This is a genomic window from Massilia sp. H6, from assembly GCF_024802625.1.
Lineage (GTDB): Bacteria > Pseudomonadota > Gammaproteobacteria > Burkholderiales > Burkholderiaceae_D > Telluria.
Genome location: NZ_CP103371.1, coordinates 1118442 through 1144501, shown reverse-complemented (window position 1 = coordinate 1144501; position 26060 = coordinate 1118442). Strand labels below are relative to the sequence as shown.

At 63.9% G+C, this 26060-nt stretch carries 30 protein-coding genes; 8 read left to right on the top strand and 22 right to left on the bottom strand.

The features are described 5' to 3' along the window. Window positions 1–43 precede the first annotated feature (43 nt). Both NRS07_RS05155 and NRS07_RS05150 read left to right on the top strand, forming a co-directional pair. Window positions 44–469 (top strand): hypothetical protein, encoded by a 426-nt coding sequence (locus NRS07_RS05155; protein WP_259211594.1) that lies wholly within the window; start codon window positions 44–46, stop codon window positions 467–469. 115 nt (window positions 470–584) lie between these two features. Further along, window positions 585–1121, top strand: coding sequence for a nuclear transport factor 2 family protein (locus NRS07_RS05150; RefSeq protein WP_259211593.1), 537 nt, complete (start codon window positions 585–587; stop codon window positions 1119–1121). A 56-nt stretch (window positions 1122–1177) separates the two neighbouring features. Here the strand turns inward: NRS07_RS05150 and NRS07_RS05145 are convergent, their stop codons facing one another. The 7 genes from NRS07_RS05145 to NRS07_RS05115 form a co-directional block, all read right to left on the bottom strand. Continuing rightward, the gene (locus tag NRS07_RS05145) at window positions 1178–2590 is read right to left on the bottom strand and encodes a hypothetical protein (protein ID WP_259211592.1); all 1413 of its coding nucleotides are present in this window, start codon (window positions 2588–2590) and stop codon (window positions 1178–1180) included. Next, window positions 2587–3336, bottom strand: coding sequence for an ABC transporter ATP-binding protein (locus NRS07_RS05140; RefSeq protein WP_259211591.1), 750 nt, complete (start codon window positions 3334–3336; stop codon window positions 2587–2589). The genes NRS07_RS05145 and NRS07_RS05140 overlap by 4 nt, the downstream gene beginning before the upstream one ends. After that, entirely contained in the window at window positions 3333–3728 is a 396-nt protein-coding gene (locus NRS07_RS05135) for a GntR family transcriptional regulator (protein WP_259211590.1), read from the bottom strand. The genes NRS07_RS05140 and NRS07_RS05135 overlap by 4 nt, the downstream gene beginning before the upstream one ends. A gap of 218 nt (window positions 3729–3946) precedes the next feature. Further along, complete coding sequence (locus NRS07_RS05130) at window positions 3947–4531, bottom strand: TerD family protein (protein ID WP_259211589.1); 585 nt, start codon at window positions 4529–4531, stop codon at window positions 3947–3949. A gap of 12 nt (window positions 4532–4543) precedes the next feature. Then, window positions 4544–5239, bottom strand: coding sequence for a TIGR00266 family protein (locus tag NRS07_RS05125; protein ID WP_091877153.1), 696 nt, complete (start codon window positions 5237–5239; stop codon window positions 4544–4546). Between the two features lie 60 nt (window positions 5240–5299). Further along, window positions 5300–5875, bottom strand: a complete 576-nt coding sequence (locus tag NRS07_RS05120; protein ID WP_259211588.1) for a TerD family protein — start codon at window positions 5873–5875, stop codon at window positions 5300–5302. A gap of 120 nt (window positions 5876–5995) precedes the next feature. Then, complete coding sequence (locus NRS07_RS05115; protein ID WP_259211587.1) at window positions 5996–7051, bottom strand: DUF475 domain-containing protein; 1056 nt, start codon at window positions 7049–7051, stop codon at window positions 5996–5998. Between the two features lie 133 nt (window positions 7052–7184). Between NRS07_RS05115 and nhaR the strand changes: the two genes are divergently transcribed. Both nhaR and NRS07_RS05105 read left to right on the top strand, forming a co-directional pair. After that, a complete protein-coding gene (nhaR, locus tag NRS07_RS05110) occupies window positions 7185–8093 on the top strand; it encodes a transcriptional activator NhaR (RefSeq protein ID WP_259211586.1) in 909 nt (302 codons plus the stop codon). Between the two features lie 56 nt (window positions 8094–8149). Further along, window positions 8150–9490 carry a hemolysin family protein gene (locus tag NRS07_RS05105; protein WP_259211585.1) on the top strand — a complete coding sequence of 447 codons (1341 nt, stop codon included), beginning with the start codon at window positions 8150–8152 and terminating at the stop codon, window positions 9488–9490. A 34-nt stretch (window positions 9491–9524) separates the two neighbouring features. Here NRS07_RS05105 and NRS07_RS05100 read toward each other — a convergent pair whose 3' ends face one another. Next, entirely contained in the window at window positions 9525–10742 is a 1218-nt protein-coding gene (locus NRS07_RS05100; protein ID WP_259211584.1) for a YeeE/YedE family protein, read from the bottom strand. A gap of 453 nt (window positions 10743–11195) precedes the next feature. Here NRS07_RS05100 and NRS07_RS05095 point away from each other — a divergent pair, with 453 nt between their 5' ends. Next, a complete protein-coding gene (locus NRS07_RS05095; RefSeq protein ID WP_259211583.1) occupies window positions 11196–11699 on the top strand; it encodes a hypothetical protein in 504 nt (167 codons plus the stop codon). Between the two features lie 35 nt (window positions 11700–11734). On the opposite strand, the gene NRS07_RS05090 is transcribed toward NRS07_RS05095, so the two are convergent. The 7 genes from NRS07_RS05090 to NRS07_RS05060 all read right to left on the bottom strand — a co-directional run bounded on the left by NRS07_RS05090 (window position 11735) and on the right by NRS07_RS05060 (window position 18953). Beyond that, on the bottom strand, window positions 11735–13555 hold the full coding sequence (locus NRS07_RS05090; protein WP_259211582.1) for an ABC transporter ATP-binding protein/permease: 1821 nt from the start codon (window positions 13553–13555) through the stop codon (window positions 11735–11737). A 158-nt stretch (window positions 13556–13713) separates the two neighbouring features. Next, the gene (locus NRS07_RS05085) at window positions 13714–14772 is read right to left on the bottom strand and encodes an AI-2E family transporter (RefSeq protein WP_259211581.1); all 1059 of its coding nucleotides are present in this window, start codon (window positions 14770–14772) and stop codon (window positions 13714–13716) included. Between the two features lie 114 nt (window positions 14773–14886). Further along, entirely contained in the window at window positions 14887–15471 is a 585-nt protein-coding gene (locus tag NRS07_RS05080; protein ID WP_259211580.1) for an SCO family protein, read from the bottom strand. Between the two features lie 8 nt (window positions 15472–15479). Then, on the bottom strand, window positions 15480–16394 hold the full coding sequence (cyoE, locus tag NRS07_RS05075) for a heme o synthase (RefSeq protein ID WP_259211579.1): 915 nt from the start codon (window positions 16392–16394) through the stop codon (window positions 15480–15482). 77 nt (window positions 16395–16471) lie between these two features. Then, window positions 16472–17584, bottom strand: coding sequence for a heme A synthase (locus tag NRS07_RS05070; RefSeq protein WP_259211578.1), 1113 nt, complete (start codon window positions 17582–17584; stop codon window positions 16472–16474). Between the two features lie 18 nt (window positions 17585–17602). Further along, on the bottom strand, window positions 17603–18223 hold the full coding sequence (locus NRS07_RS05065) for a cytochrome C oxidase subunit I (protein ID WP_259211577.1): 621 nt from the start codon (window positions 18221–18223) through the stop codon (window positions 17603–17605). Beyond that, window positions 18201–18953, bottom strand: a complete 753-nt coding sequence (locus NRS07_RS05060) for an SURF1 family protein (protein WP_259211576.1) — start codon at window positions 18951–18953, stop codon at window positions 18201–18203. Before NRS07_RS05060 ends, NRS07_RS05065 begins: the two co-directional genes overlap by 23 nt. Window positions 18954–18986: 33 nt before the next feature. On the opposite strand from NRS07_RS05060, the gene NRS07_RS05055 reads away from it, so the two are divergent. Beyond that, window positions 18987–19187, top strand: coding sequence for a twin transmembrane helix small protein (locus tag NRS07_RS05055; protein WP_259213013.1), 201 nt, complete (start codon window positions 18987–18989; stop codon window positions 19185–19187). 28 nt (window positions 19188–19215) lie between these two features. On the opposite strand, the gene NRS07_RS05050 is transcribed toward NRS07_RS05055, so the two are convergent. From NRS07_RS05050 to coxB, 6 genes are all read right to left on the bottom strand, one after another. Further along, window positions 19216–20073, bottom strand: coding sequence for a cytochrome c oxidase subunit 3 (locus NRS07_RS05050; RefSeq protein WP_259211575.1), 858 nt, complete (start codon window positions 20071–20073; stop codon window positions 19216–19218). A gap of 158 nt (window positions 20074–20231) precedes the next feature. Next, on the bottom strand, window positions 20232–20456 hold the full coding sequence (locus NRS07_RS05045) for a DUF2970 domain-containing protein (RefSeq protein ID WP_259211574.1): 225 nt from the start codon (window positions 20454–20456) through the stop codon (window positions 20232–20234). Further along, window positions 20456–21031, bottom strand: coding sequence for a cytochrome c oxidase assembly protein (locus NRS07_RS05040; protein ID WP_259211573.1), 576 nt, complete (start codon window positions 21029–21031; stop codon window positions 20456–20458). The genes NRS07_RS05045 and NRS07_RS05040 overlap by 1 nt, the downstream gene beginning before the upstream one ends. Window position 21032: 1 nt before the next feature. After that, the gene (locus NRS07_RS05035) at window positions 21033–21143 is read right to left on the bottom strand and encodes a cytochrome oxidase small assembly protein (RefSeq protein WP_259211572.1); all 111 of its coding nucleotides are present in this window, start codon (window positions 21141–21143) and stop codon (window positions 21033–21035) included. Window positions 21144–21145: 2 nt separating this feature from the next. Next, window positions 21146–22747: a cytochrome c oxidase subunit I gene (gene ctaD / locus NRS07_RS05030; protein ID WP_259211570.1), complete on the bottom strand. Its 1602-nt coding sequence runs from the start codon at window positions 22745–22747 to the stop codon at window positions 21146–21148. Window positions 22748–22776: 29 nt separating this feature from the next. Then, window positions 22777–23964, bottom strand: a complete 1188-nt coding sequence (gene coxB / locus NRS07_RS05025; RefSeq protein WP_259211569.1) for a cytochrome c oxidase subunit II — start codon at window positions 23962–23964, stop codon at window positions 22777–22779. 49 nt (window positions 23965–24013) lie between these two features. Between coxB and NRS07_RS05020 the strand changes: the two genes are divergently transcribed. After that, window positions 24014–24220, top strand: coding sequence for a hypothetical protein (locus NRS07_RS05020; protein ID WP_259211568.1), 207 nt, complete (start codon window positions 24014–24016; stop codon window positions 24218–24220). Between the two features lie 71 nt (window positions 24221–24291). Here NRS07_RS05020 and NRS07_RS05015 read toward each other — a convergent pair whose 3' ends face one another. Beyond that, on the bottom strand, window positions 24292–25218 hold the full coding sequence (locus NRS07_RS05015; RefSeq protein ID WP_259211567.1) for a methyltransferase domain-containing protein: 927 nt from the start codon (window positions 25216–25218) through the stop codon (window positions 24292–24294). Window positions 25219–25279: 61 nt separating this feature from the next. Between NRS07_RS05015 and NRS07_RS05010 the strand changes: the two genes are divergently transcribed. Continuing rightward, the gene (locus NRS07_RS05010) at window positions 25280–26044 is read left to right on the top strand and encodes a ComF family protein (protein WP_373889856.1); all 765 of its coding nucleotides are present in this window, start codon (window positions 25280–25282) and stop codon (window positions 26042–26044) included. Window positions 26045–26060 lie beyond the last annotated feature (16 nt).

The following is a 26060-nucleotide window of genomic DNA, read 5'->3' as shown; positions in this document are numbered from 1 at the left end:
TTTGCTATGATGGACATTCTAAAAATACAAACGGATGACCCGCATGCGCCCCCTGCTCCGCGCCACCACCCTGCCGTTCACCCTGGGTTGCGCCGCCCTGCTTGCCAGCGGCTGCGCCACCACCCACGACCGCCTGCCCGAGGCGCGCTACACCATGACCGAACACCAGACCCTGCCGCTGGCCGAGCGCGTGCGCATTACCTACGAAGGCGCCGACGACAGCCGCTGCCCGGAGAACGCGCGCTGCATCTGGCCGGGGCGCCTGAGCTACCGCTTCACGCTGCGCATCGGCAGCGTGGCGCAGGCCTTTTACCTGGTGCCGGGCCAGCCGGGCTATATGCCGCCAGCACTGCGCGGCTCGCGCATCGAACTCGACCACCTGACCCCGCCGCCGCCGCGCCGCCTGGCCGGTGCGCCAGCGTCGGGGCCGATGGCGTATCCAGTCACGTTCAACGTATACGCGCAGTAAGCCACTTGCAGGAATCGCCCCCAGAATGGACCGGGCGCTCAACGCGGTGAGTTTCGGTGACTCTTCGGGCACAAGCGATGGCTATACTCAACGGTTTCCCCACCCTGGAGACACCGTGAAATCCTTCTTTTCTGCAAGCGCCCTGACCCTCGGCCTGTTGCTGGCCACGCCGCAAACCCTGGCCCAGACGCCAGCCGCCGACAGGCAGCAGATCGACGCGATCGTCGAAACCTTCCGCACCGCGATCATCAAGAAGGACACGGCCAGCTTCATGGGGCTGTTCCTGCACGAGGGCATTACCTGGACTGGCGTATTCACCGACCGTGCGGTCGAACGCGAGTACGCCAACCGTCCCGATCCGGCATTGCCGCGTCCCCCGAAATACTTCAACAGCTCGCCGCGCAAGTTCATCGAGAGCATCGTCAAGGCCACCAAGCCGCGCGCCGAAACCTTCGACAACGTGCGCATCGACAGCGATGGCGACGTGGCCCAGGTCTGGTTCGACTACAGCTTTCTAGCCGACGGCAAAGTACAGAACTGGGGCAAGGAAAGCTGGCAGATGGTGCGCACCGAGGCTGGCTGGAAGATCGCCGCCGTCGTGTGGTCGATGGAGGACGATCCGGCGCTGGCGCCGTCCAGGGCCAGCAAATAGCCGTTCGCCTCCGGCCGGGCCGCCGCTCCCCTTGACGAGCACGGCGTGCGCCCGGCCTAGTCGATCCGCCCTGCCGGAAAGGCAAACGGCGAACCGTCCACCATGCGCAGACCGCGCCTGACGGCCCAGGCCGCGAAGGCGATGCTGGCGAGCGCCGCGACCGGCATCGCCGGCACGCCGGTCACTGCCCGTGCCGCCATGCCGATGGCGATGCTTGCCGCAACCGATGCCGCCAGTAGCAGCATGGGCATCAAGAAGGGCAAGGGCGACCGCATGGCATGGTTGCGCAGCGGCGCCGCCACCAGCGGCAGCGTCAAGCAGCAGATGCTGGCCACGCGCACCAGGGTTGAGGCATCGCCAGTGCCCAGCACTGCCAGCAGCAGGCAGGCTCCGGTACCGAGAGACCAGGCCTTGAATGCCTGCAGCACGAGCGTGCGCGCCAGGTGGCGGTTGAATGTCGCGGCTGTGCCGGGCATGGCCGGAGCCAGTCGCACCAGTGCCTGTTCGGCCGGATAGGCAGCCACCAGCCCGTTCAGGCGCAGCGTCGTCGCCATCGGGACGATCAGCAGCAGGCTGCCGAACAACCAGCCCAGCCCGGTCGCGGCATCGGCACCGTCGTGCCATGTCGTGAAGACGGCTATCACGGCCAGTACGGCAGCCAGCGCGCCCAGCCCCGCCGAGAGCTCGCCCAGGTGGTGCGCAGGACCGAGGGCATGTAACACCAGGCCACGGCCATCGCGCCGGGCGCATGCGCGGCGCAGGCTGGCGGCATACCAGCGCTTGACCCGGGCGCCGCCAAACCCTTGCAGCAACGGGTCGGCCTTGCCTGGCCCGGGTTGCAAACGCAGTCGTCGCTCGATCATGCGCCAGTGACGCTCACCCGCCTCGGGAAAGAGCGCGCCCGCCGCCACGACGATCGCGGCACCGGCCAACAGCGCCAGTGCCGCGATCCATGGCGGCGACAGCGCCGCATGCAGTGTTGCCGGAACCTGGCCCAGCACCACCGCGCCGAAACACGTTGCCACCATCAGCGGCGCGCCAAAGCCGTGTCCTGCGGCGTGCAAGGCGCTGCCGATCGTGCCGAGCATGATCCAGAGTAGCCAGGGGGCGCTGGGCCCGATGTCGGCGAGCGAGGATAGGGCAAGCCCTGCGATCGCGGCAAACCAGACCATGCAGGCCAATTCAACCAGGCGCCGGCGCATGCCGGGCACCAGCTTGGCGTTGGCTGGCGCGCCAAGTTCCACCGCGCCCGGTATGAAGCACCAGGTCCATATTATCAAGACCATGGCGCACGCCAGGCACCAGAGCAGCACCAGTGCGGCGCGCAGCCCCTGGTCGAGCCACGCCGCCAGGCAGACGACGATCGCAATGAAGGCGGCGCCCCAGCGCACGACGGCCGAGTCCACGCGAGCGGTATGCGACAGCGCGGCGCGCCACAGCACCCGGTAGTCATGCAGCCGCGCGTTCATTGCGTCACCTTGATGAACAGGTCTTCCAGGCTTACCGGGGCGGCGCGCTGGCCTCCCAGTGCGCCGCGCGCGCCTTCCAGCAGTTCGTCGAGCGGGCCTTGCAGCGCGATGCGGCCGTCTTTCAGGAAAGCCACGTCCAGCGCCACCCGTTCGAGGTCGGTCAGGATGTGGGTCGAGAACAGCACCGTGGTGCCGCGCTCGATCACGCCATCGACCAGTTCGGCCAGAAAGGACCGGCGCCCGGCCGGGTCCAGGGCCGACACCGGCTCGTCCAGCACCAGCAGTTCCGGATCGTGCGCCAGGGCGCGAATGATGGACAGGCGCTGCTGCTCGCCGCCCGACAGCCTGCCGATCGGCGTGTTCAGCATCAGCACATTGAAACCCCAGCGTTCGAGCAAGGCGTCGACCTTGACCGTGTTCCAGCGCGGGTACATGGCCTTGAAATAGTCCAGCAGCTGAAGCGGCGTCATCCATTCGAACAGCCCCGATTTCTGCGGCACGTAGCCGATACGGGCGCGGTTGGCGTCGGACAGCGCAGCCACATCCTGGCCGAACAGTCGCACGCGGCCGCCGTCGGGCTCGCGCAGGCCGAGCAGGCATTCGATCAGCGTCGACTTGCCGGCGCCGTTACGCCCCAGCAGGCCGATGACCTGGCCCTGCCGGATTTCCCAGTCGAGGCTATTGAGGACGATGGCGCTGCCGAAATGCTTGGATACGTCGCGCATATCGATGGAGGGTGCGGTCACGATGCTTCCTTCAGGATGTGGGTGAACAGGGTAATGACAGTGTCGGGATCGAGTTCGAGTTCGCGCGCCTCGCGCGCCGCGCGCTCCAGGGTGGGACGCAGCAGCGCTTCGCGCCCGCCGCCCTGCCCCGTGCGCGGGCGGTCGGCAACGATCATTCCCAGGCCGCGGCGGCGCGCGACCAGCCCTTCGACTTCGAGCAGGCCATAGGCCTTGGAAACGGTCATCGGGTTCACGGCCAGCGCCTGGGCGACGTCGCGCACCGACGGCAGTGCGTCGCCCGGCGCCATCTGGCCGCCCGCCACGAGGCGGCGAACCTGTTCGATCAGCTGGCGATAGATCGGCTCGGCCGAGCCGGGCGTGATCGAAAACAGCTGCGGAGTTTGGGTTGGCATGGGCTGATAAGCGCGGAGCTTTGTATTTGTGTATTAGGTGACTAATACAGTAACTCTGCGGTGTTCGACTGTCAAGCTGTTTGCTCAGGGAACGGAGCAGTTCATGCAGTGCGGGTGGGCGGCGGTCGCTGGCGAGCGATGCCCGGGCTGGCGCTCACAGCGCGGGTTGGCGAAAAAAAGAGCCGGGCAAGCCCGGCTCTTTCTAAATTTACAACAAATTACAGATGCGGCGTAATCAACGGCATCAGGTCGTCGAAGGTGCGGCCGGAGCCGTTTTCGCCGATCGCGTGCATCTTCCATTCGCCCCCATGGCGGTACAGCTTGGCCATGATCTGCGCCGTGTGCGAACCCTGCACCGACAGGTTAAAGCGCGCCACTTCCTGGTTGTTGCTCGCATTGAGCAGGCGGCAGTAGGCGTTTTCGACGGTCGAGAAGTTCTGGCCGGTGAAGCTATTCACCGTAAAGACCAGCGACTTCACCGTGCCAGGCACGCTCGACAAATCGACCGTGATCTGCTCGTCGTCGCCGTCGCCGGCGCCGGTGCGGTTGTCGCCGGTATGGGTGATGCTGCCATCCTTGCTCTTGAGCTGGCGGAACCAGACCGTATCGACCACGCGGTTCGATTCGTCGAACATCACGACCGATGCGTCGAGGTCGACCGCGGCGCCCTGGCCGCCGCCAAAGCCGAAGAAGCCCTTCGACTTGGCCACGTCCCAGCCCAGGCCCATGGTCACGCGCGACAGGGCGCCGCCGGCTTCCTTGTCGAGCGAGATCTTCTGGCCTTTTTGCAGATTAACTGACATACATTTTCTCCTTTAGCGCGCTGGCTGTTGCATCCAGGCTTTGAATGCATTGCGGTTGCGCGAACATACGTAGACCTTTCCTTTGCCCGAGAAGCGCAATACCATGCCCTCGCCGCTGGTCTGGCTGTTGATCAGGTTGCCCAGGAAACCGCCGCTGGTGCCGGTCGTGATCGAGATTTCGTAGCGCAGCGTGCTGTCCCAGCACACCACGTGGGCGTTGTCGATGATCGCGTCCTTGCCCGGCTCCACATCCAGCATCGACATCGACCCGAATCCCGACACCACCACTTGCCCGCTGCCGCCCGTTTCGGTGACGAAGAAACCGCCGCTTTGCGCGAACAGGGCATTGCCCAGGCTTTGGGTACGGACCTTGAGCTCGACGCCGTTGGTCGCCGCGACGAACGCGCCGTCGCTGATGATGTAGTTGTTCGGACCGACGTCGACCACCTGCATCGCACCCGGCAGGGTTGGCGAAAGCAGGCAGTCGCCATCGCCACGCGTAGCCTCGATGTGCTGCTGGAAGAACGATTCGCCGTTGGCGAAGGTGCGCATCAGTGCGCTACCCAGGCCCCCCTTCATCTTGCCCTTCAGGTCGAGCGTCGATTCCATCATGACCATTGCATCGGACTCGCAATAGATGGTTTCGCCGCGTCGCATCGAGACATGCAGGAAGGGATCGACATCCCCGGTCACGGTAAATACTGGCATTTGGACTCCCTGGTGTGCGACCTGCTGCCCGCACCTTGCGGCGCGGGCAGCGGTTGATAGTTATACGTTGACGCCGTAGTTCCTGGCGAGTGGTCCGAGGCCCCCCGCGTAGCCCTGGCCGATCGCGCGGAATTTCCAGTCGGCGCCGTTGCGGTACACCTCGCCGAAGATCATCGCCGCTTCGGTCGAGCTGTCTTCGGACAGGTCATAGCGGGCGATTTCGCTGTCGTTGCCGGCATTGACGCAGCGGATGAAGGCCTTGCCGACCATGCCGAAGTTCTGGCGGCGTGTTTCGCCGTCGTGGATGGTCACGCCCAGTACGATCTTGTCGATATCGGCCGGCACCTTGGACAGGTCGATCGACACGCTTTCGTCGTCGCCTTCGCCTTCGCCGGTCAGGTTGTCGCCCGAGTGGACCACGGAACCGTCGGTCGATTTCAGGTTATTGTAGAAGATGAAGTCGCTATCCGAGCGTACCTTGCCCGAGGCATTGAGCAGGAATACCGCGCCGTCGAGGTCGAACGCAGCGCCATCGGTGGCGCGGGTGTCCCAACCGAGGCCGACCTTTAGTCGGGTCAGGCCAGGAGCTTCTTTCGACAGGTTGACGTTGCCGCCTTTTTGCAGACTGATTGCCATGATTGTGACTCTCCTAAATAAGTACTACTTGTGAACACCGGGGTAGACGCACAGCAAGCTGGTGTTCTGCCACTCGCCGTGCGGTTCGTCAGGGGCGCACCATGTGGACGCCCCACCTGCTTATGCCAGTTTTTCTTCGAGAGCCGCGTGCTTCTTCTTGTACTGCAGCGAGCTCCACAGCGAAGCCACGATGAAGGCCACGCCAATCAGGCCAGTGAACAGCTCAGGCACGTGGTACTTCATACTCACCAGCATGATCACGGCCAGGATGCCGATCGCGTAGTGCGCGCCGTGCTCGAGGTAGACATATTCGTCCAGCGTGCCCTGGCGAACCAGGTAGACCGTCATCGAACGCACGAACATCGCGCCGATGGCCAGGCCCAGCATGATGATCACGACATCCTGGGTGATCGCGAAGGCGCCGATCACGCCGTCGAAGCTGAACGACGCGTCAAGCACCTCAAGGTACAGGAAGCCGCCGATACCGCCGCTCTTGACCATGCTGCCCACATTGCTGCTTTCGTCGGACTCGCTCTTTTCGAGCAGGCCGCTGATCATGTCGACACCGATGTACACCAGGATGCCCCACAGGCCAGCCATCAACACCACCATCTTCTGCGCTTCTTCGACCCAGCCCATGGCGAACATCAATGTGCCCAGGGCAACCAGCACCGCGATCGACGAGACCTTGCCGAGCGAGCCGAGCTTGCGCTCGAAGTTGCCGAGCCAGTGCGCTTCTTTCTCATCGTCGAGCAAGAAATTCAGGAACACCAGCAGCAGGAACATGCCGCCGAAGGCCGCTACTTCCGCATGGTGGTTGGTCAGGTGCGACGAGAAGCCTTTTGGATCGGTCAGTGCCAGGTTCCAGACTTCCATGATGCCAAGGTCGGCCGCGACCGCGACGATCACCAGCGGGAACACCAGGCGCATGCCGAACACGGCAATGATCATGCCCAGGCCCAGGAACAGCTTGAGCCAGAATTCATTCCAGCCCTTCAAGACCGAGGCGTTCACCACGGCATTGTCGAACGACAGCGACACTTCCATCACCGACAGGATGGCGGCCACGCCGACTGCGGTCAGCATGCCGGAGATACCGGCGTTGCTGTACCCCCACCAGCCCGCCAGTGCCAGACAGACGGCAGTGACAACGAAAGACCAGGTAAAGTGCTTCATGCGTGATTTCCCCACTTGCCAAATTGAATCATTTTTATTTCCCCCGTTAGGTAATTAGTCAAACAGTGTAAACCAAGACAAGATATTGAAAAAGCGAAGATAATCGAAGAATTACTTCATAAAAACCGAAGAGATGAATCATACCCCTCCGAACTTTCGCCATCTTTACTATTTCTGGGTGGTGGCCAAGGAAGGCAGCATCACGCGCGCGGCCGAGCGCCTGGGCCTGGCAATCCAGACTGTCAGCACCCAGCTTTCCCAGCTCGAGCAGGCGATGGGCCGGGCCCTGTTCGCCCAGCAAGGCCGGCGCATGAACCTGACCGAGGCTGGCCGCACGGCGCTATCGTATGCCGACCAGATCTTTTTGCTCGGCGAGCAGATGCAGGAAGCCATGGCCGAATCGGACAGTACCCGCATCCGCCTGACGGTCGGCATTTCCGACTCGCTGCCAAAGCTTACCGCCTATCGGCTGCTGGAGATCGCCACGCAGCTTGCACGCCCGGTACGGCTGGTGTGCTACGAGGGCGAATTCGACGAATTGCTGGCCGACCTGGCCCTGCACAAGCTCGATGTGGTGCTGACCGACCGCGCCGTACGTTCGGGCACGACCTTGCGCGTGTTCAGCCACCTATTATCGGACAGCGAGACCATCGTGGTCGGTGCGCCAGCGCTCGCCGCGGCGCACGGCCGCGATTTTCCGCGGTCGCTGAACGGCGCGCCGTTCCTGCTGCCAACACGCAATAATGCCTTGCGCGGCAAGATCGACGAATGGTTCGAGCTGCAGGGCGTGCGCCCGGACGTGGTCGGCGAATTCGAAGACAACGCCCTGCTCACCACCTTCGGACGGCGCGGCCTGGGCCTGTTCTTTGCCCCGGCGGCCCTGGCCCATGATATCGAAGAACAATTCGGCGCGCTGCTCATCGGCCGCGTGCCGCAAGTGCGCGAGCACTTCTACGCCGTTTCGAACGAACGCAAGATCAAGCATCCGGCCGTCGAAGCCATTCTCTCGGCGGCCCACAAGGGCGTGCTGGCCGGATCGTAAGCTGGTGAGCTGTACAATGCCGGTCGGCATTGCCTTTTTTTACTTCACTCTCTTCAATGGAAAACTTTTTATTTCTCGGTCTTGCCCTGTTCCTGGTGGCGCTGAACGGCTTCTACGTGGCGGCGGAATTCAGCATTGTCACGCTGCGCAAGACGCGCGTACGCGCCATCGCCAAGACCAGCGGCTTGCGCGGACGCATCCTGGGCAAGGTCCATGGCCAGCTCGATGCCTACCTCTCGGCCTGCCAGCTCGGCATCACCCTGGCCTCGCTGGGCCTGGGCTGGGTGGGCGAGCCGGCCTTTGCCAGCCTGCTCGAGCCGCTATTCGCGATGCTGGGCGTGAGCTCCCCCGAACTGATCCATGGCGTTTCCTTCGTGGTCGCCTTCTCGGTCATTTCTTTCTTGCACATCGTGGTCGGCGAGCTGGCCCCCAAGACGCTGGCGATCCGCCTGCCCGAAGTGGTGGCCCTGTGGACCGCGATTCCGCTGTATGCGTTCTACTGGTCGATGTACCCGGCCATTGCGGTGCTCAACGCCAGCGCCAACCTGGTGCTGCGCATAGCCGGCCTGGCCGGCGCCGGAGGCCATGACACCCACTACTCCACGGAAGAATTGAAACTGATCCTGCGCACCAGCACGCCGGGCGAGAAGTTCACCACCGACGAGCGTAATATCCTGGCCCAGTCGCTCGACTTCAGCCAGCTGGCGGTATCCGATCTGATGCGCCCGATCAACGAGGTCAGCGCGCTGTATGCGAGTCGCAGCTTCGAGGAAAACATGGAAACGGTACGCCGCAACCGCTTTTCGCGCTACCCGTATTTCGATGAAGATGGCGAAGAAGTGCTGGGCGTGATCCACCTGAAAGACCTGTTCTTCGCCCAGCAGGCCGGCCGCCCGGTCAGCGACCTGAAGCAGCACCTGCGCCCGGTCGAGACGATCTCGGCGCGCACTCCGGCGCAGGACATCTTCCGGCGTTTTCGCAGCGGCGCGCCGCATTTCGCCCTGATCGGCGAAAAGGGCAAGCGCCCGGTTGGCTTCATCACGCTCGACAACCTGCTCGGCGCCATGGTCGGCGAGATCCGCGACGAATTCCGCATGAACGAGAACGACTGGCTCAAGCAGGCCGACGGCACCTGGATCGGCAAGGCCAGCCTGCCGATCTTCTCGCTCGAGCGCGTGCTCGGGATCGACATCGACAACGAAGAGATGGGCCTGGACGATGTTGAATCGGTCGGTGGCCTCTTGATGGAAAAACTGGGCGACATCCCCAAGCAGGGCCAGCGCATCGAGTTTCCGCACTTCGACGTGGTGGTCAAGAAAATGAACGGGCCGCGCATCCTGCTGGTCAAGGTCTACCCTCGCCGCGAGCGCGCCGAGGACGACGACAACCACGAATGATGGCGCCTGGCGCGGCCAGGCGCTTGCACTCGTCTTAGCAGGCGGTCGGCTTGAGCCGTTCGACCTCGAGCCCGAACAGCGGCCGCAATCGGGTGCCGGCGACATTGCCGATAAAGGCCGCCACCAGCCACAGCCAGCCATGCAGGCTGCCCGACACGATGCCGCTGAAGTAGGCGCCAATGTTGCAGCCATAGGCCAGGCGCGCGCCGAAGCCAAGCAGCAGGCCGCCCACCACCGCCGCCACCAGCGAGCGCCGCGGCAAGCGCCACACCGGTGCGTAGCGCCCTGCCAGCGCCGCCGCCGCCATCGCACCGAGCACGATGCCGATATCCATCACCGAAGTCTTGTCCTGCGTGATCGGCGCGGCCAGTGCCGCGGCATTCGCCTTGGTCGACCAGTAGGCCCAGCTCGCGGTGTCGATGCCGATACCCGCCGCCGCCTTGGCGCCCCACAGCGCGAATGCCGAGGTGACACCCCAGGGCTTGCCCGACAGCGCCAGCGTCGCGAAATTAAGCAGCACCAGCGCCAGCGCGCCGGCCGCCAGCGGCCACGGGCCGTGCAGCCACGGCGACGCATGCGGCGGCTGCACGTGCGCGGCGACCAGTTGCCCGTGGCGGCGTTTTTCGACCACGATGGTGACGACCGCGATCAGCGCGAAGATGCCCCAGTTCAGCGCCAGCGCTGGCGCCAGTCCCAGCGAGCTCACCATCGAGATCGGCGCCAGCTGCGGCAACGAGGTCCAGAACGGCATGTAGGCGGTGCCGATCACCGACCCGACGATAAAGAAGATCAGCGTGACGATCATGCGCGTGCTGCCGCCGCCGACCGTGTACAGCGTGCCCGAAGCGCAGCCGCCGCCAAGCTGCATGCCGATGCCGAAGATAAAGGCGCCCACGATCACCGAGGTGCCGGCAGGCGAGACCAGCCCACTGACCGGGGTCCCGAACAGCGAGCCCACCGCCAGCGCCGGAAAGAACAGCGCCACCCCCACCGCCAGCATCAGCATCTGCGCGCGCAACCCGGCGCCGCGCCCGTCCGCGATAAAGACCCGCCACGCCGACGTGAAGCCGAAGGCCGCATGGTAGAGCGCGAGCCCGAGCAGCGCGCCGACCACGAACAAGGCCGACTGGCGCCAGCTGGCGGCCTGCGCCAGGTACCAGGCGCCCAGCACGATGAAGACCAGCGACAGCGCGAGCGGCTTGGGGTTGATGGCGGCGCTGCGCGCCAGGATCGGAGAAGCCGGAGGGATCATGAAGGTAAGCCTGCCAGAAAAGTGAGGCGCTATTTTCGCGCGTTTCGCGGTTCTGTGCTGAGGCTGGCACGACTCGGCGCTGAGCCTACGCCGCGGCTTGCTCATGCAGCCGATAACGCGTAGCGTGGTCGGCTCTGCCGAGCGGGCTCGAGCGTGTCGGGCGGGCAGTTTTTTGTATGCCCTCCAGGCTAGTGCGGCATCACATCTGCGTTTGAGGTGGCAATTGGTGAAGATTCACGTGGCCAGACGCTATAAACTCATGTGTGGCACGGCAGCCCAATGTAGATAGCCGACGCGATGGTTCCGGCCCAGGCTACTGCCGAGACACCAGGAAACATCAGGCAAATCTGCGCCTGACCTGAGCGCCCTGAATACGGATGACGCTCGATAGCCTGGCGAGCAATGGCGTCCAATCCAATAGGTATGGAAACTTTGAAGAAAGCCTAGCGCCTCATGAAACATTCTCTTGCCCGCCTGGCCGTACTTGCCGTCTGCCTTGCCTTGTCGCGCCCCGCCCTTGCCCAGGATGAAGCCGATGCCCTCACGCTCGCCGCGCGTTTCATGGACGCGCTCAAGCAGCAGCGCTACCACGATGCCGCTGCCTTGTTTGTGGCGGGCCCAGGCAACGACCTTGCTGCTTGTCACGTGCAACGCATCGGCGAGCAGATCGGCGGCCTGTCGGCCATCCGCAACGTGTTGTCCATGCCGGCCGGAACCAGCGTGAAGTTTGCCGTCCCGCCTGGTGACACGTTGCTTGTTAATTCGAAGAAATTTTTCCGGATCAATTACACGGCGACAGCAAGCGATGGCGAGCCGGTGTGGTATGTCGTGGACGTCGACGGCGAACGTCAACCGCTGCGGGTATTGTCGTTCGCCGTGCACCTGCCAACACCGGACGCCGAGGCGGCCCAACGCGCACGACGCGTGGTGAGCACATTGGCGTGCGCGACGCCTTGATTCACGGAGCGCGGCGCGCGGTCTTTCAAGGCCGCCTAGGCCGCCGCCGCCACCTGCACGCCGGCGACTGGCCGGTCGAACTGAAAACTCCCCGCGTCGTGCAACTCCCAGGCGCCCTCCCCCTGCAGCTGCAGCACATGGGTATGGTGGCGCAGCACCGCGGCGCGGTGGGCGATGCTGATGACCGTGGTGCCGCTTTCACGCAGGCGCGCATAGAGCGAAGCTTCGTTGGCGCTGTCGAGCGCGCTGGTCGCTTCGTCCAGGATCACGATACCCGGCTGGTGCACCAGCACGCGGCCAAAGGCCAGGCGCTGCTGCTCGCCGACCGACATCAGTTTTTCCCAGTCCTGCTCGGCGTCCAGTCCGCCTACTTGCGCGGCCAGGTGCGGCAGGTGTACCTGGTCCAGGATGTCCAGTAGCTCGGCGTCGCCAAGATTCGATTGCGCGCTGGGATAGATCAGCTGGCTGCGCAGGCTGCCGTGCTGCAGATAGGGTTGCTGCGGCAAGAAGAACAGCTCCTCCAGCGGCGGGTGGTGGATCTCGCCGCTGCCGGTATGCCACAGGCCCGCGATCGCGCGCAGCAGCGAGCTTTTTCCGCAGCCGCTGTCGCCGGTAATCAAGAGTGCGTCGCCCGGCTTCAGGTTCAAGCTCAGCTCCTTGATCAAGACCCGTGCCGACTGCGGCGGATGCAGCGTGAGCGCAGCCAGCGCCAGGTGGGCGGCCGGGCGGCGCCCGATGCGCGGGTGCTGGTCCTTAGCGGCGGAGCCGGCGGTAGCGGCCGGATCGTCCGGCAGCACCAGCCGGGTCAAGCCGTGCAGGCGGTCGATGCCCGCCACGAAGCGGCTCAGGCTCTCGAAGTTATCGACAATCAGGCCCACGGCCGAGAGTACGGCGCCGAATGCGCCGGCCGCCTGGATTGCGCGGCCCACCTCCAGCTCGCCCGACAGCACGCCCTGGGCCAGGATCATGAAGGGCAAGACCAGCGTGAGCTGGCTGAAGGTGCGCTGGAACAGGTTGAGCGAGCGCTGCTTCTTGATCAGCTGTGCGAAGTTACCGATGACCTTGTCAAACTTGCCGTCGATGTGGGCGCGCTCTTGCGCTTCGCCGCGGTAGAAAGCGATCGATTCGGCGTTTTCACGCAGGCGCATCAGGCTGAAACGAAAATCGGCCTCGAGCCGCAGCTGCCAGAAATTCATGCGGATCAGCGGGTTGCCGAAGACCCAGAGGGCGACCACGGTGCCCAGCAGCGCGTACAGCGCCAGCACGGCCACCAGCAGGTGGGAAATCGACCACAGCACGGCGCTGAACGCCACCAGCTGCATGATCGAACCGAGGAAGATCAGCAGGAAGTGGATCGACCTGCCGGTAAACGAATTGATGTCTTCGCTGATGCGCTGGTCGGGGTTGTCGATCTCGCTGCTCGCGCCCAGCGCGTAGTAGGTGCGCCCGGCCAGGTAGCTGTCGAGGAAACGGCTGGTGAGCCAGCGCCGCCACTGGTTGCCCAGCTTGTCGCGCATGTAGTAATAGAAGGCGTAGATCGGGATCGCAAAGGCCAGGATGAACAGGCAGGCCCGGACCGAGGCCCAGAAGCGGCCGCCATCCTTGCCGGCCAGCGCCGAGGTCATCTCGCCGGCCTCGTTGTTGAGCATGACGGCAAACTTGGTCTCGACCAGCATCAGGACGATCAACAGCGCCAGCAGCGACCAAGCCTTCTTTTTCTCGTCGCCCAGCCAGTAGGGCCTGGCGACAGCGACAAATTGTTTCCATGCAGCGAGCGACAGCGGTGCCCGGCGACGGTTCTTGGGGGCGGCCGCGTTCTGGTCGGGCGCGGCGCTGGTGCTGGCGGTGGTAGGCATGGTCGTTTCCGTGAACTGGGGTGCAGATCCGGCATGCCAGGCAAGTGCGGATCATGTCCCAAGCATACGGCGAGGCACTGAATAGTTCAGTGCGAAATCAGACATAGCACCATTGCTATTGGAAAAGTTTTTGCCCTGCTAGTCCCTGCTAGTCCCTGCTAATTCTTGCGCATTGCCGCGTAGGGGGTGCCGGTCCACTCGCTCATCAGCGAATAGCCCACGGCCAGCAGCGTCGGCCCGATGAACATGCCGACGAAACCGAAGGCGATCACCCCGCCCAGTACACCTAGCAGCGTAAGCAGGAAGGGCAAGCTGCTGCCGAGGCTGATCAGCATCGGGCGCACCACGTTGTCGACCCCGCTGATCAGGAAGGTGCCCCAGATCACCATGAAAATGCCCCAGCCGGTTTCTCCCTGCAAGAACAGCCAGATCGCCGCGCCGCCCCAGATGATGGGCGGGCCGACCGGGATCAGCGAGGATACAAAGATCAGTACCGACAGCAGCGGCACCGCGGGCACACCGGCAATGGCGAAACCGATCGCCGCCACCACCGCCTGCGCCAGCGCGGTACCGAGCATGCCGTACATGACCCCGCGCACGGTCTGGCTGATGGTAGTGGCCACCGTGTCGGCGCCCTCGCCCATCATCCGGCGCATCGCCACGTTGATGGCCTGGAGCAGTGACATGCCGTCGCGGTAGAAAAAGAAGCTGACGAAAGCGGCCAGGCTAAGCTGCACCACGCCGGTGCCCAGCATCAGGCCGCCGGCGAGCAGATAGCGCCGCGCCGGTTCCAGCATGCGCTGGGCCAGCGCGATCATCTGGTCGCGGCTGGCCACCAGCTGGCGCAGATAGGTGTCGATGGTGTCGCCCACCAGCGGAATACCGCGCACCCAGGGCGGCGGCAACAATTCGCGGTGCTCGATGGCGTGGCGCAGGTGGGTAAAGCCGGTGGCGACGTCGTCGGCCAGGTTATAGGCCACCATGGCCAGCGGGATGATGACCAGAAGCGTCAGCGTGAGCGTCATGGTCAGGGCAGCCAGGGTGCGGCGTCCCTTCATGGCAAACAGCAGGCGCAGGTACAGCGGCCAGGAAGAAATCACCACGCAGGCTGCGAACACGATCGCGGCCAGGAACGGCCTGAGAACGTAGAGGCAGCCCAGTATCAGCAGGACGATGATCGCTATACGTGGATAGTTCCTGCCTGCGCGTTGTTCCATGCCATCCCTGTTAATGAGTGTTTACACCATCATAACAGCAGAGCAAGCGGCGGCGCGCCAAGGCGCGCTAAGGCACACCAAGGCGCGCTTGCAGCGGCGCGCCCATGACAACCATTACAGCAGCTGGCGCAGGTCGGCCGCGAGCGGCCCGGCGCCCTGGCCGTGGCGCACGAACAGGCGCAGCTTGCCATCGCGGTCGAACACATAGCTGCCCGACGTGTGGTCCACCGTGTAGTTGCCCTCGCCGCTAGGCACCTTGGCAGTAAACACCTTGAATTCCTTGGCGGTGCGTGCGGTGGCTTCGGCATCGCCGTACAGGCCGATAAAGCTCGGGTGGAAGGCCGGCACATAGGCGGCCAGCAGTTCCTGGGTATCGCGCTCCGGGTCGAGCGTGACGAACAGCACCTGCACGTCCTTGCTCGAAGGGCCGAGCTCTTTCAGCACGGTGGCCATCTCGACCATCGTGGTGGGGCAGACGTCTGGGCACTGGGTGTAGCCGAAGAACAGCACCACCACCTTGCCCTTGAAGTCTTGCAGGGTACGCGGCTTGCCATGGTGATCAAGCAGCGAAAAGCCCTTGGCATAGTCCAGGCCGGTGACGTCGGTATTGTTGAAGCTCGGGGTCTTGTTGGCCAGCTTGTCGCAGCCGGCACCCAGCACCGCCAATGCCACGACCAGTGCGCTCAAAAGTTTTTTCATGTCGGATCCTACGATGTCAGAACGGATACCTGGAACTTGAAATAATGGTCGACCAGCAGTGCGGCAAATAGCAGCGACAAGTAAATGATCGACCAGGTAAACGCATTGCGCGCGGCCAGGTCGCTGTAGTGCTTGTGCACGCGCCACGAATGGCGCAAAAACCCGATATTGAGCACAACCGCTGCGGCCAGGTAGATCAGGCCGCTCATGCCGACCGCGAACGGCAGCAAGGTTGTGGCGCACAGTGCGATCGTGTAGAGCCAGACCTGCAGGCCGGTGTACTGCATGCCGTGCGTCACCGGCAGCATCGGCAGGCCCGAGCGCGCATAGTCGTCGCGGCGGTACATCGCCAGCACCCAGAAATGCGGCGGGGTCCAGACGAAAATGATCAGCACCAGCAGCCAGGCCTGCATCGGCACCGCGTCCGCTACCGCAGCCCAGCCCAGCGCCGGCGGCATGGCGCCGGACAGGCCGCCGATGACGATGTTCTGCGGCGTGGCTGGCTTGAGCAGCATGGTGTAGATAAAGGCGTAGCCGACAAAGGTGACAAAGGTCAGCCACATGGTGAGCGGATTGACAAAGGCGTACAGGACCAGCATGCCCAGGCCGCCGACCAGGGTGGAAAAGATGATCGTCTGGGTATTGGTGAGCTCGCCCATGGCGGTCGCACGGCGCGCGGTGCGCGCCATCTTGGCGTCGATCTTGGCCTCGACCAGGCAGTTCACCGCAAAGGCGGCGCCGGCCAGCAGCCAGATGCCGATGGTACCGGCCACCAGCACCTGCCAGCCCGGAAAACCGTCGGTGGCAAGGAACATCCCGATGACCGCGCAGAACACGGCCAGTTGCGTCACCCGTGGTTTGGTCAGTGCCCAGTATTGGGCAACGCGGCTCGGAGGTTTGTGCAGGGCGGTCTGGGTCGTCATCGATGGGGTGCTGGTGCTGGCAAGCGCGGGCGCCGCTGCGGCTGCGGCCTCCGCTGCGGCAATGGTCGGCGCGGCATTCACTGCGCGCCGTTCACGTCTAATTGGTAGTTCACCCGGTAGTTTAACATGGTCACCAGCAGTACCAGCAGCGCCGCCCCGGCGTTATGCAACACCGCTATGGCAAGCGGAAAATCCAGATACACGGTGGCGATGCCGGTTGCCAGCTGCACCACCATCAACAGGGCCAGCCAGCGCGCCTGGCGCGCCAGATAGGGCTGGCCCCAGGCGCGCCAGGCCAGCAGCGCAAGCACGCCGACCACGACGATGGCGAAGTTACGGTGTACCCAATGAATCGCGACCAGCGCCGAAAACGGCAGGTAGTTCCCTGCCGCCGTCTTGCCCAGTTCGCGCCACAGCGTAAAGCCGTGCTCGAAGTCCATGGGCGGCATCAACTGGCCATCGCACAGCGGGAATTCATCGCAAGCCATGGTCGCGTAGTTAGTGCTCACCCACCCGCCCAGCGCGATCTGGGCGGTAATTACCACGGCGGCCAGCAGCGCCAGCCGCCGAATGCCGCGCAAGCTGGCATTGTCGCCGGCGCGCGGCGGCGGATGCAACAGAAAGTCTTCGCGTCCGCCCAGCCAGGCCAGCATTGCCAGCAAACCCATACCGAGCAGTAAGTGGATGGTCACGATGATAGGCTGCAGCTTGAGGGTGACGGTCCAGGCGCCGAACGCGCCCTGGATGCAGACGAACACGAACAGCGCCAGCGGGATGCCCGGCCTGAAGGCCTGGGCCCGGGTTTTGCGCCATTGCACAATCGCGGTAAACAGCAGCGCCATGATCAGCACGCCGATGCCCATGGCCAGGTAGCGGTGAATCATCTCGATCCAGGCCTTGACCACGGTGACCGGGCCGGTCGGCATGGCCGCCTCGGCCGCCGCGATCTGCTCGTGCGCCAGGAAGGGATTGGCCATGCCGTAGCAACCCGGCCAGTCCGGACAGCCCAGGCCGGAATCGGTCAGGCGGGTAAAGGCGCCGAACACGATCAGGTCGAAGGTAAGAAAGACCGCCACCCAGACCAGCTTGCGGAACTTGTTGGCATCGGCCGACATCCAGACCATGGCCAGCGGCAGGGTCGCGACCAGCACGCCCATCAGGCCCAACTGCAGCAAAGTCGACAATTCCATGGTTGTTGGTCCGCGCCCTTAGCCGATTGCCGACGCCTTGAGCAGCTTGGCGATGTCTTTGTAGACCTTGCGCGGGTCTGGGTTGAGCGGAAAGCGCATCATCAGGTTGCCCAGCGGGTCGATCAGGTAGATATGCTCGCTCGCCGCGGTGCCGCTGTCGGTCGGCAGCCACGCGGTGACGGCGCCCTGCGGCGCGCGCAGCAGGTGCATGCCGTCGTACTGGCGGATCGTCATGGTGTCGAGCGGCTTGTCATCAAGCACGAGCCAGACGCGCTCGACGCGGTCCCGGTTCTTGCCCTGCATGGTGCGCCACTGGCGCATGGCAAACAGCTGCTCCTGGCAAGCCTGGGCACATTCGCCGCCGCCGACCTTCAGCATGATCCACTTGCCGGCGTATTGCTCGAGCTTTGCCGGACGGCCGTCGAGGGTGGTGCTGGCCATCGGGGGGATCGGGTGCTGGCGCGGGTCGATCAGCGTGCCGTAGTTGGTACGGCCGGTCGGCTTGATGACGTAATAGGTCAGGTAAGACAGGATCAGCGGCGCCGCGCACACCATCAGTACGGCGAACAGCTTCCAGCGGCCCAGCCTGCGTTTGCGCTGGTCTGCCGTGGATGGATCAGTTACTTGTTCTTGAACCATTTTTTCTTAAACCTGGCCGGAATCCGGCAATCACAAAAAAGAGAAAGGCCATCGCCGCCAGTGCATACCACTGGAAGGCGTAGCCGCGGTGCTTGTCGATGCCGCTCGAGGGCGACGGCCAGGCGCGCTGCAGGGTCTCGCCCGGTTCGCCGGGCCCGGTCTGCTGCACGAAGAACGGCTGCAGCGGCAGTTTCAGCGCAGCGGCAACCGCGGCCGGCTCGATGTTCTGGACGATGGCCCCCGGCGCCACCGACTGTGCCTGGCCCAGGTTCATCACCTGTCCGGCCGAGGCAACCACGGTGCCTTCGATCGTGACCGTGCCGGCCGGCGTATCGAAGGCCGGCAGCTTGCCATACTGCGCAGTGCGCGGCAGCCAGCCGCGCAGCACCAGCACATGGGTGTTCGATGCGGCTATTTTAAACGGCATCACGAGATAGTAGCCGGGACGGCCCGCCATTGGGCGGTTGGCCAGGAAGATCGGCCAGTTGCCGACGAATTCGCCGGTGACGGTCACGCGCCGGTAGGCGAGTTCGCCGGCGGCGGCCGCTGCCGGCGCCAGTGCGGCAGCCAGTGCCACCGGCGGCTCGGCGGCGCGGGCGTCGAGCTGTTCCTGCACGGCCTGCTTCTGGGCTGCCCTGCCCGCCTGCCAGTTGCCGAGCACGATACCGAGTATGGCGAGAGCCAGCGCGGCAATGAAGGGAATGAGGCGAAAATGGAACGCGAACCGCATTACAATGATGCCTCAACCTTTTCCTTGCCCACCATGAAACTGCTCGTCGCCATCGCTTTCATCCTGATCCTTGCCAGCCTCGCGTCGGCGCTGTTTTTCCTGATGCGCGACAAGGGGCAGAGCAACCGCACCGTGCACGCGCTGGCGATCCGGGTCGGGCTGTCGATCACCCTGTTCCTGTGCCTGCTCGGCGCCTACAAGATGGGGTGGATCGCGCCGACGGGGATTCGCTGAGCGAACCCCGCCGGCCGCGCCATCGCGCTTACAGCCAGTACACCACCACGTACAGTCCCAGCCACACGACGTCGACGAAGTGCCAGTACCACGCGGCGCCCTCGAAACCGAAGTGATTGTCGGCCGTGAAGTGGCCCTTGAGCACGCGGTACAGGATCACCGACAGCATGATCGCGCCCATCGTCACGTGGAAGCCGTGGAAACCGGTGAGCATGAAGAAAGTCGAGCCGTAGATGCCCGAGGTCATCTTCAGGTTCAGGTCCTGGTAGGCGTGCATGTATTCATAGACCTGGAAGCCCATGAAGATCGCACCCAGGAAAATGGTCGCGGCGAGCCAGATCGCGGTCTTGGCGCGGTGGCCTGCGCGCAGCGCATGGTGCGAAATGGTCAGGGTCACGCCCGACAGCAGCAGCAGCGCGGTGTTGATGGTCGGGATCGGGAACGGACCCATGGTCTGGAAGTTGTCGATCACGCCAGCCGGACCGGCGTTACCCCAGGTCGGCGCGTAGTCGGGCCAGATGAACTTGTGGTCCAGGTCGGCCAGCCAGGGCATCGAGATTGCGCGGGCATAGAACAGCGCGCCGAAGAAGGCGGCAAAGAACATCACTTCTGAAAAGATGAACCAGGCCATCGACCAGCGATACGACACGTCGATATTGCGGCTATATAGGCCCGATTCGGATTCGCCGATGGCGTCGCCGAACCAGAAATACAGCACGACCAGCATGGCGGCGATGCCGACCAGGCACACGGCCGGACCCCAGGACACGCTGTTGACCCAGGCCGACGCGCCCAGCATGGTCACCAGCATCGAAATGCCGGCGGCCATAGGCCACTTGGAAGGACCTGGCACGAAATAATGTGGCACGGTGTGTGGCGAACTCATCTTCATCTCCTCAAGCAAACTCTTTGAATTGTTGGGTCACTCTGAATCGCTAAACCAGGCCCCCGGCGCGCGCCGGGATACCGTCGTTTTCGTTTGTTGACGCAGTCCGTAGAGCGACTTCGTCCTTGATCGTTCTTAGAACCTATCCCAGTAGGTTCTTATTGCGACACCGCGAACCGCACTGCCAGCAGGATCAGGCCGATGAACACCGCTGCCCCGATCAGTGCGGCAATGACCACGTGCACCGGGTTCAGGGTGGCGGCGTCGCGTTCGTAATCGCTGCGCTTGCGCACGCCGAAGAAGGACCAGCACACCGCTTTCATCGTGGCCAGGAAACTTGCCTTGCGCTGGTGCGCTGGCTTGCCGTCCGGCTGTTTATTCATTACTTGACCAGCGCGCCAGGCGCGGCTGCCGCCTTGATCGCGCCGCCGATCTCGAAGAAGGTGTACGACAGCGTGATGTTCTTCACGTCACGCGGCAGCGCCGGGTCGATGAAGAATACCACCGGCATCTGGCGCGCTTCGTTGGCGGCTAGCGTCTGCTCCTGGAAGCAGAAGCATTCCACTTTCTTGAAGTGCGGCGTGACCTGCTGCGGCGCATAGCTCGGGATCGCCTGGGCCTTGACTGTCCTGCCCTGCGTGTTGACCACCTCGTAGGTCACGGTGGCCAGCTCGCCCGGATGCACTTCGATGCTGCGCGTGGTCGGGCGGAACCGCCATGGTCCCTGCGCATTGCCGTCGAGTTCGACCACGATGGTGCGCGACTTGTCGATCTGCGTATTGGTCGGCGCCGCCACGAACTCGCCCTGCGTGAGCACGTTAATGCCGAGTACTTCGCAGATCTGGCGGTACATCGGCACCAGCGCATAACCGAAACCGAACATCATCACCGCCACCACGACCAGTTTTCCCAGCGTGGAGCGGTTCAGGCGGCGAATCCGGGTGTTGATCGGCGTCATGTCAGCTCAGCAGCGTGAACTTGACGAACACGCTCACGAAAAACAGCAGCGCGATCCCGCCCAGGACCAGCGCGGTCTTGAGGTTGCCCTTCTTCTGGTCCTTGCGGGTCATGATTACTTCACCAGTGGCGGGGTTTCGAAGGTATGGAACGGCGCCGGGCTCGGCACGGTCCACTCCAGGCCATCGGCGCCATCCCATGGCTTGGCTTCTGCCTTCTTGCCGCCACGGATAGTTGGCAGCACCACTGCAAACAAGAAGTAGACCTGCGACAGGCCGAAGCCGAAGGCGCCGATCGAGACGATCATGTTGAAGTCGGTGAACTGGGTCGCGTAATCGGCGTAGCGGCGCGGCATGCCGGCCAGGCCCAGGAAGTGCATCGGGAAGAAGGTGACGTTGAAAGTAATCAGGGACAGCCAGAAGTGCATCTTGCCGCGGCCTTCCGGGTACATGTGGCCAGTCCACTTCGGCGCCCAGTAGTAGAAGCCGGCGAACAGCGCGAACAGCGAGCCCGCCACCAGCACGTAGTGGAAGTGCGCCACCACGTAATAGGTGTCGTGCACCACGATGTCGATCGGCGTCACCGCCAGGATCAGGCCGGTGAAGCCGCCCATCGTGAACACGAAGATGAAGCCGACCGCGAACAGCATCGGGGTTTCGAATGTCATCGAGCCCTTCCACATGGTGGCGACCCAGTTGAACACCTTCACGCCGGTCGGCACGGAGATGAGCATGGTGGCGTACATGAAGAACAGCTGCGCGGTCACCGGCATGCCGGTGGTGAACATGTGGTGGGCCCAGACGATGAACGACAGGATCGCGATCGAGGCGGTGGCGTACACCATCGAGGCGTAGCCGAACAAGGGCTTACGCGCAAAGGCCGGGATGATCTGCGAGACGATACCGAAGGCCGGCAGAATCATGATGTAGACCTCGGGGTGGCCGAAGAACCAGAAGATGTGCTGGTACATCACCGGGTCGCCGCCGCCGGCGGCGTTAAAGAACGAGGTGCCGAAGTGACGGTCGGTCAGGGTCATGGTGATGGCGCCCGCGAGCACCGGCATCACGGCGATCAGGAGGAAGGCGGTGATCAGCCAGGTCCAGCAGAACATCGGCATCTTCATCAGGGTCATGCCGGGGGCGCGCATGTTCAGGATGGTGACGATGATGTTGATCGAACCCATGATCGACGACGCGCCCATGATGTGCATCGCGAAAATCGCCATGTCCATGCCCGGGCCCATCTGGGTCGACAGGGGCGCATACAGCGTCCAGCCGGCGGCGGTGGCGCCGCCTGGCGAGAAGAACGAGCCAGCCAGCAGCAGCGCCGCTGGCGGCAGCAGCCAGAACGAGAAGTTGTTCATGCGCGCGAAGGCCATGTCCGAAGCGCCCACCTGCAGCGGGATCATCCAGTTGGCGAAGCCGACAAAGGCCGGCATGATCGCGCCGAACACCATCACCAGGCCATGCATGGTGGTGAGCTGATTGAAGAACTCGGGGCGGAAGAACTGCAGGCCCGGCTCGAACAGTTCGGTGCGGATCATCAGGGCCAGCACGCCGCCCGAGAGCAGCATGATGAACGAGAACCACAGGTAGAGGGTGCCGATGTCCTTGTGGTTGGTGGCGAACAGCCAGCGGCGGTAGCCGGTCGGATGGTCGTGCGCGTGGTCGTGGCCGTGGTGATCGTCGTGTGCGTGATCGATGGTGCTGGTAGTCATGTCGATATCCCTGAGCTAACTAGTCTTACTTACTTGCCGCGCGCAGCCAGCACTTCGGCCGGTTGTACGATGTTTTCCGCAGTCTTGTTCGACCAGGCGTTGCGGGTATAGGTGATCACTGCGGCGATCTCGGTGTCGGTCAGCTGCTTCCAGCCCGGCATCGCCGAGGCGTAGCGCGGGGTATCCTGGCCATTGAGCAGGACATCGATCTGCGGATGCCTCGGCCCAATCACGAGTGACGAGCCGTCCAGCGGCGCGAAGGCATTCGGTACGCCCTTGCCGTTGGCCTGGTGGCAGGCAACGCAATTGGCAGCGTAGACCTGCTCGCCCTTGGTCTTGAGTTCGTCGATGGTCCAGACCTTGGTCGGATCGTCGGCCAGCGCCGCCATTTCCTTTTTCTTGGTAGCAACCCAGGTGGCGTAATCCGCATCCGAGACCACGCGCACCACGATCGGCATGAACGCGTGGTCCTTGCCGCACAGTTCGACGCAGTTGCCGCGGTAGGTACCGATGGTGTCGGCCTTGAACCAGCCGTCGCGCACGAAGCCGGGAATCGCATCTTGCTTGATGCCAAATGCCGGGATGGTCCAGGCATGGATCACGTCATTGGCGGTGAAGATCATGCGGATCTTCTTGCCGACCGGGACCACCATCTCGTTGTCGACTTCCATCAGGTAGTTTTCGCCACGTGCTTCGGTCGACGGCTCGCCCGGCAGGCCGATCTGGGCGCGCGGCGTGGACAGGTTCGACAAGAAGGCAATGCCCTCGCCTTCGCCCTTGAGGTAGTCGTAGCCCCATTTCCACTGCATGCCGGTGGCCTTGATGGTGATGTCGGCGTTCGAGGTGTCTTTCAGGGCGACCACGGTCTTGGTGGCCGGCAGCGCCATGCCGATGACGATCAGCAAGGGGACGATGGTCCAGGCGATTTCGACAGCGGTGGATTCGTGGAAGGTAGCAGCCTGGTGACCTTTGGACTTGCGGTGCTTGAACACCGAATAGAACATGACACCGAACACGCCCAGGAAGATGACGATGCAGACGATCATCATCCATGTGTGCAGGTCGTAGATTTCAGCGCCAACGGCGGTCACCGGGATCTGCATGTTCAGCTGGTGTTCCACCGGCCGGCCCGTGATGACCGGTTCCGCCCATGCTGGGAAGCCGGCCGTTGCTGCGAGGCCGAACATCGTGGCCCCAAGTCGCGTTGCGTATGTCATGTTGTCCCCAACCACCCAAAATAAAATATTTTTAACGGTCGACAATTCCATGGACAAACTGCCGCCGCTCCGAATCAATGTCGCAAATTACTCATCCTCCGGCCGCGTAGTGCGCTACGCAACGGTGGAAACACCATACGCAGGCTCGGGTGACACCGTCGTCACCCGAGCCGGCGGCTCTGCGGATGCTGCAATTCATTTCTATTTTCCGCCGGTTCTGCTGCTTTTTTCAGCGCTTTTCGCGTCCGGACGATAAAAATAGCCACTGATTATAATCAAATCAGTAATTTTTATTCAAGGAAAATCGGGCGATGTTGTTGCTGGCAGTTATTGAGGCTTGCGCGGCTGGAAACGCACGATGGCTTCGCCGGCCGCCGTGGTCTTCGGTGCCGGGCGGAAAGCATGGCCGAAGATGACCTCGAAAGTCAGCCCCAGCTTGCCATCCGGGCGGCGCCCGGCTTCCAGCACGTCGAGCATGCGTCTCCAGGCAGCGCGCCCGATCAGCCCGCGCCGGCGCGTGGCCAGCGGGTTGCCGCCCAGCGCGCGCACATCTGCCAGCAGCGCACCGGCGCTGTCGTAGGTCACGGTAATTCGCTCCATGTCCATGACCGGCGTGGAAAAGCCTGCTTCGACCAGTTGGTCGCCGAAATCGTGCATGTCGACGAAAGGCAAGGTATGCGGGGTCTCGTCCATGGCGGCAAAGGCGGTGCGCAGTTCAGAAAACGTGTCGGGGCCGAAGTTGGAGAACATCAACAGGCCATCTACGCGCAACACGCGACGCCATTCGGCAAACACGCGGTCGGGCTGCGGATGCCAATGCAGCGCCAGGTTCGACCACAGCAGGTCGAGCGAGTTCGGGCCGAACGGCAGGTCGCCAAAATCGCCGCACAACACGTCGACTCCGGCCTTGGCCGGCAGCAAGCGGCTGAGCATCTGGTTCAGCGAGCGCATGCCGGGGGCGGCACCCGCTGAAGCGGCCGAGGCCGCCATGGCGGGGGCCGCATCGAGCCCCAGGATCTGGGCCGCCGGATAGGTTTTCTGCAATAACGCCAGGTCGGCGCCGGCGCCACAGCCGGCATCGAGCACCTGTTTCGGGACGATCCGCACCAGCTGCAGGCGCTCGTGCATGCGCGCCGCGACCTCGCGGCGCAGGAAATCGGACGGCGCGATGCGGCCAGGCGCGGCGAACAGGCGGCGCACACGCGCGCCGTCGATCGGCGCGCTCATCTTGGAAGGGGATTGCGGGGAAGCCATGGTAGTCAAGCGGACAAATGAGATAATGGCGGAGTGTACATGGTTGCGTGAATCAAAGCCGATGCCACAGCGGATGTCCAATGCCATGATGCCTTGCCTGGCGCACTGGGCGCTTGCCCTGCGCGCCAGGCTGCTGCGCACGCTCCTGCCGTCGAGCTGCGTGCTGTGCGGCATGGCCGGGGACGATGCGGTCTGCCCGCCCTGCGCGCTGGCCCATGTGAGCGGCGGCCCGGCGCGCTGCCCCTGTTGCGCCAACCCGGTCGGCACCCGGGACACCGGGCGCTACTGCGGCGCCTGCCTGGCCGCGCCGCCGGCGTTCGATGCTACGCTCGCCGTCTGCGACTATACCGCTCCGGCAGACCGGCTGGTGCTGCAGCTGAAGTTTGGCGCCCGGCTGGCGCTGGCGCCATGGATGGCGCGCCGGCTGCACGATGCCGCCCTGGCCTGCGACGGCCTGGTGCTGCCCGAGGTCCTGTGTCCGGTACCGCTCGGGCCGCGCCGCCTGGCCGAGCGCGGCTACAACCAGGCGCTGGAAGTGGCGCGCCCGCTGGCGCGCACGCTCGGCATTGCCCTGGCGCCGCAACTGCTGCAGCGCCAGGTCGAGACGGCAGCGCAATCGGGCCTGGCGCCGGGCCAGCGGCGCAGCAACGTCCGCGGGGCTTTTGCCCTTGCAGAAGGGGAAGCCAGCCTGCGTGGGCGCCACGTCGGGGTGGTCGACGACGTCATGAGCAGCGGCCATACCCTCGATGAACTGGCGCGGGTACTGAAGGCCGCTGGCGCGGCGCGCGTCACTAATCTGGTGTTCGCCCGCACCCCGCCGCACTGATTTTAAAAACAAGGAG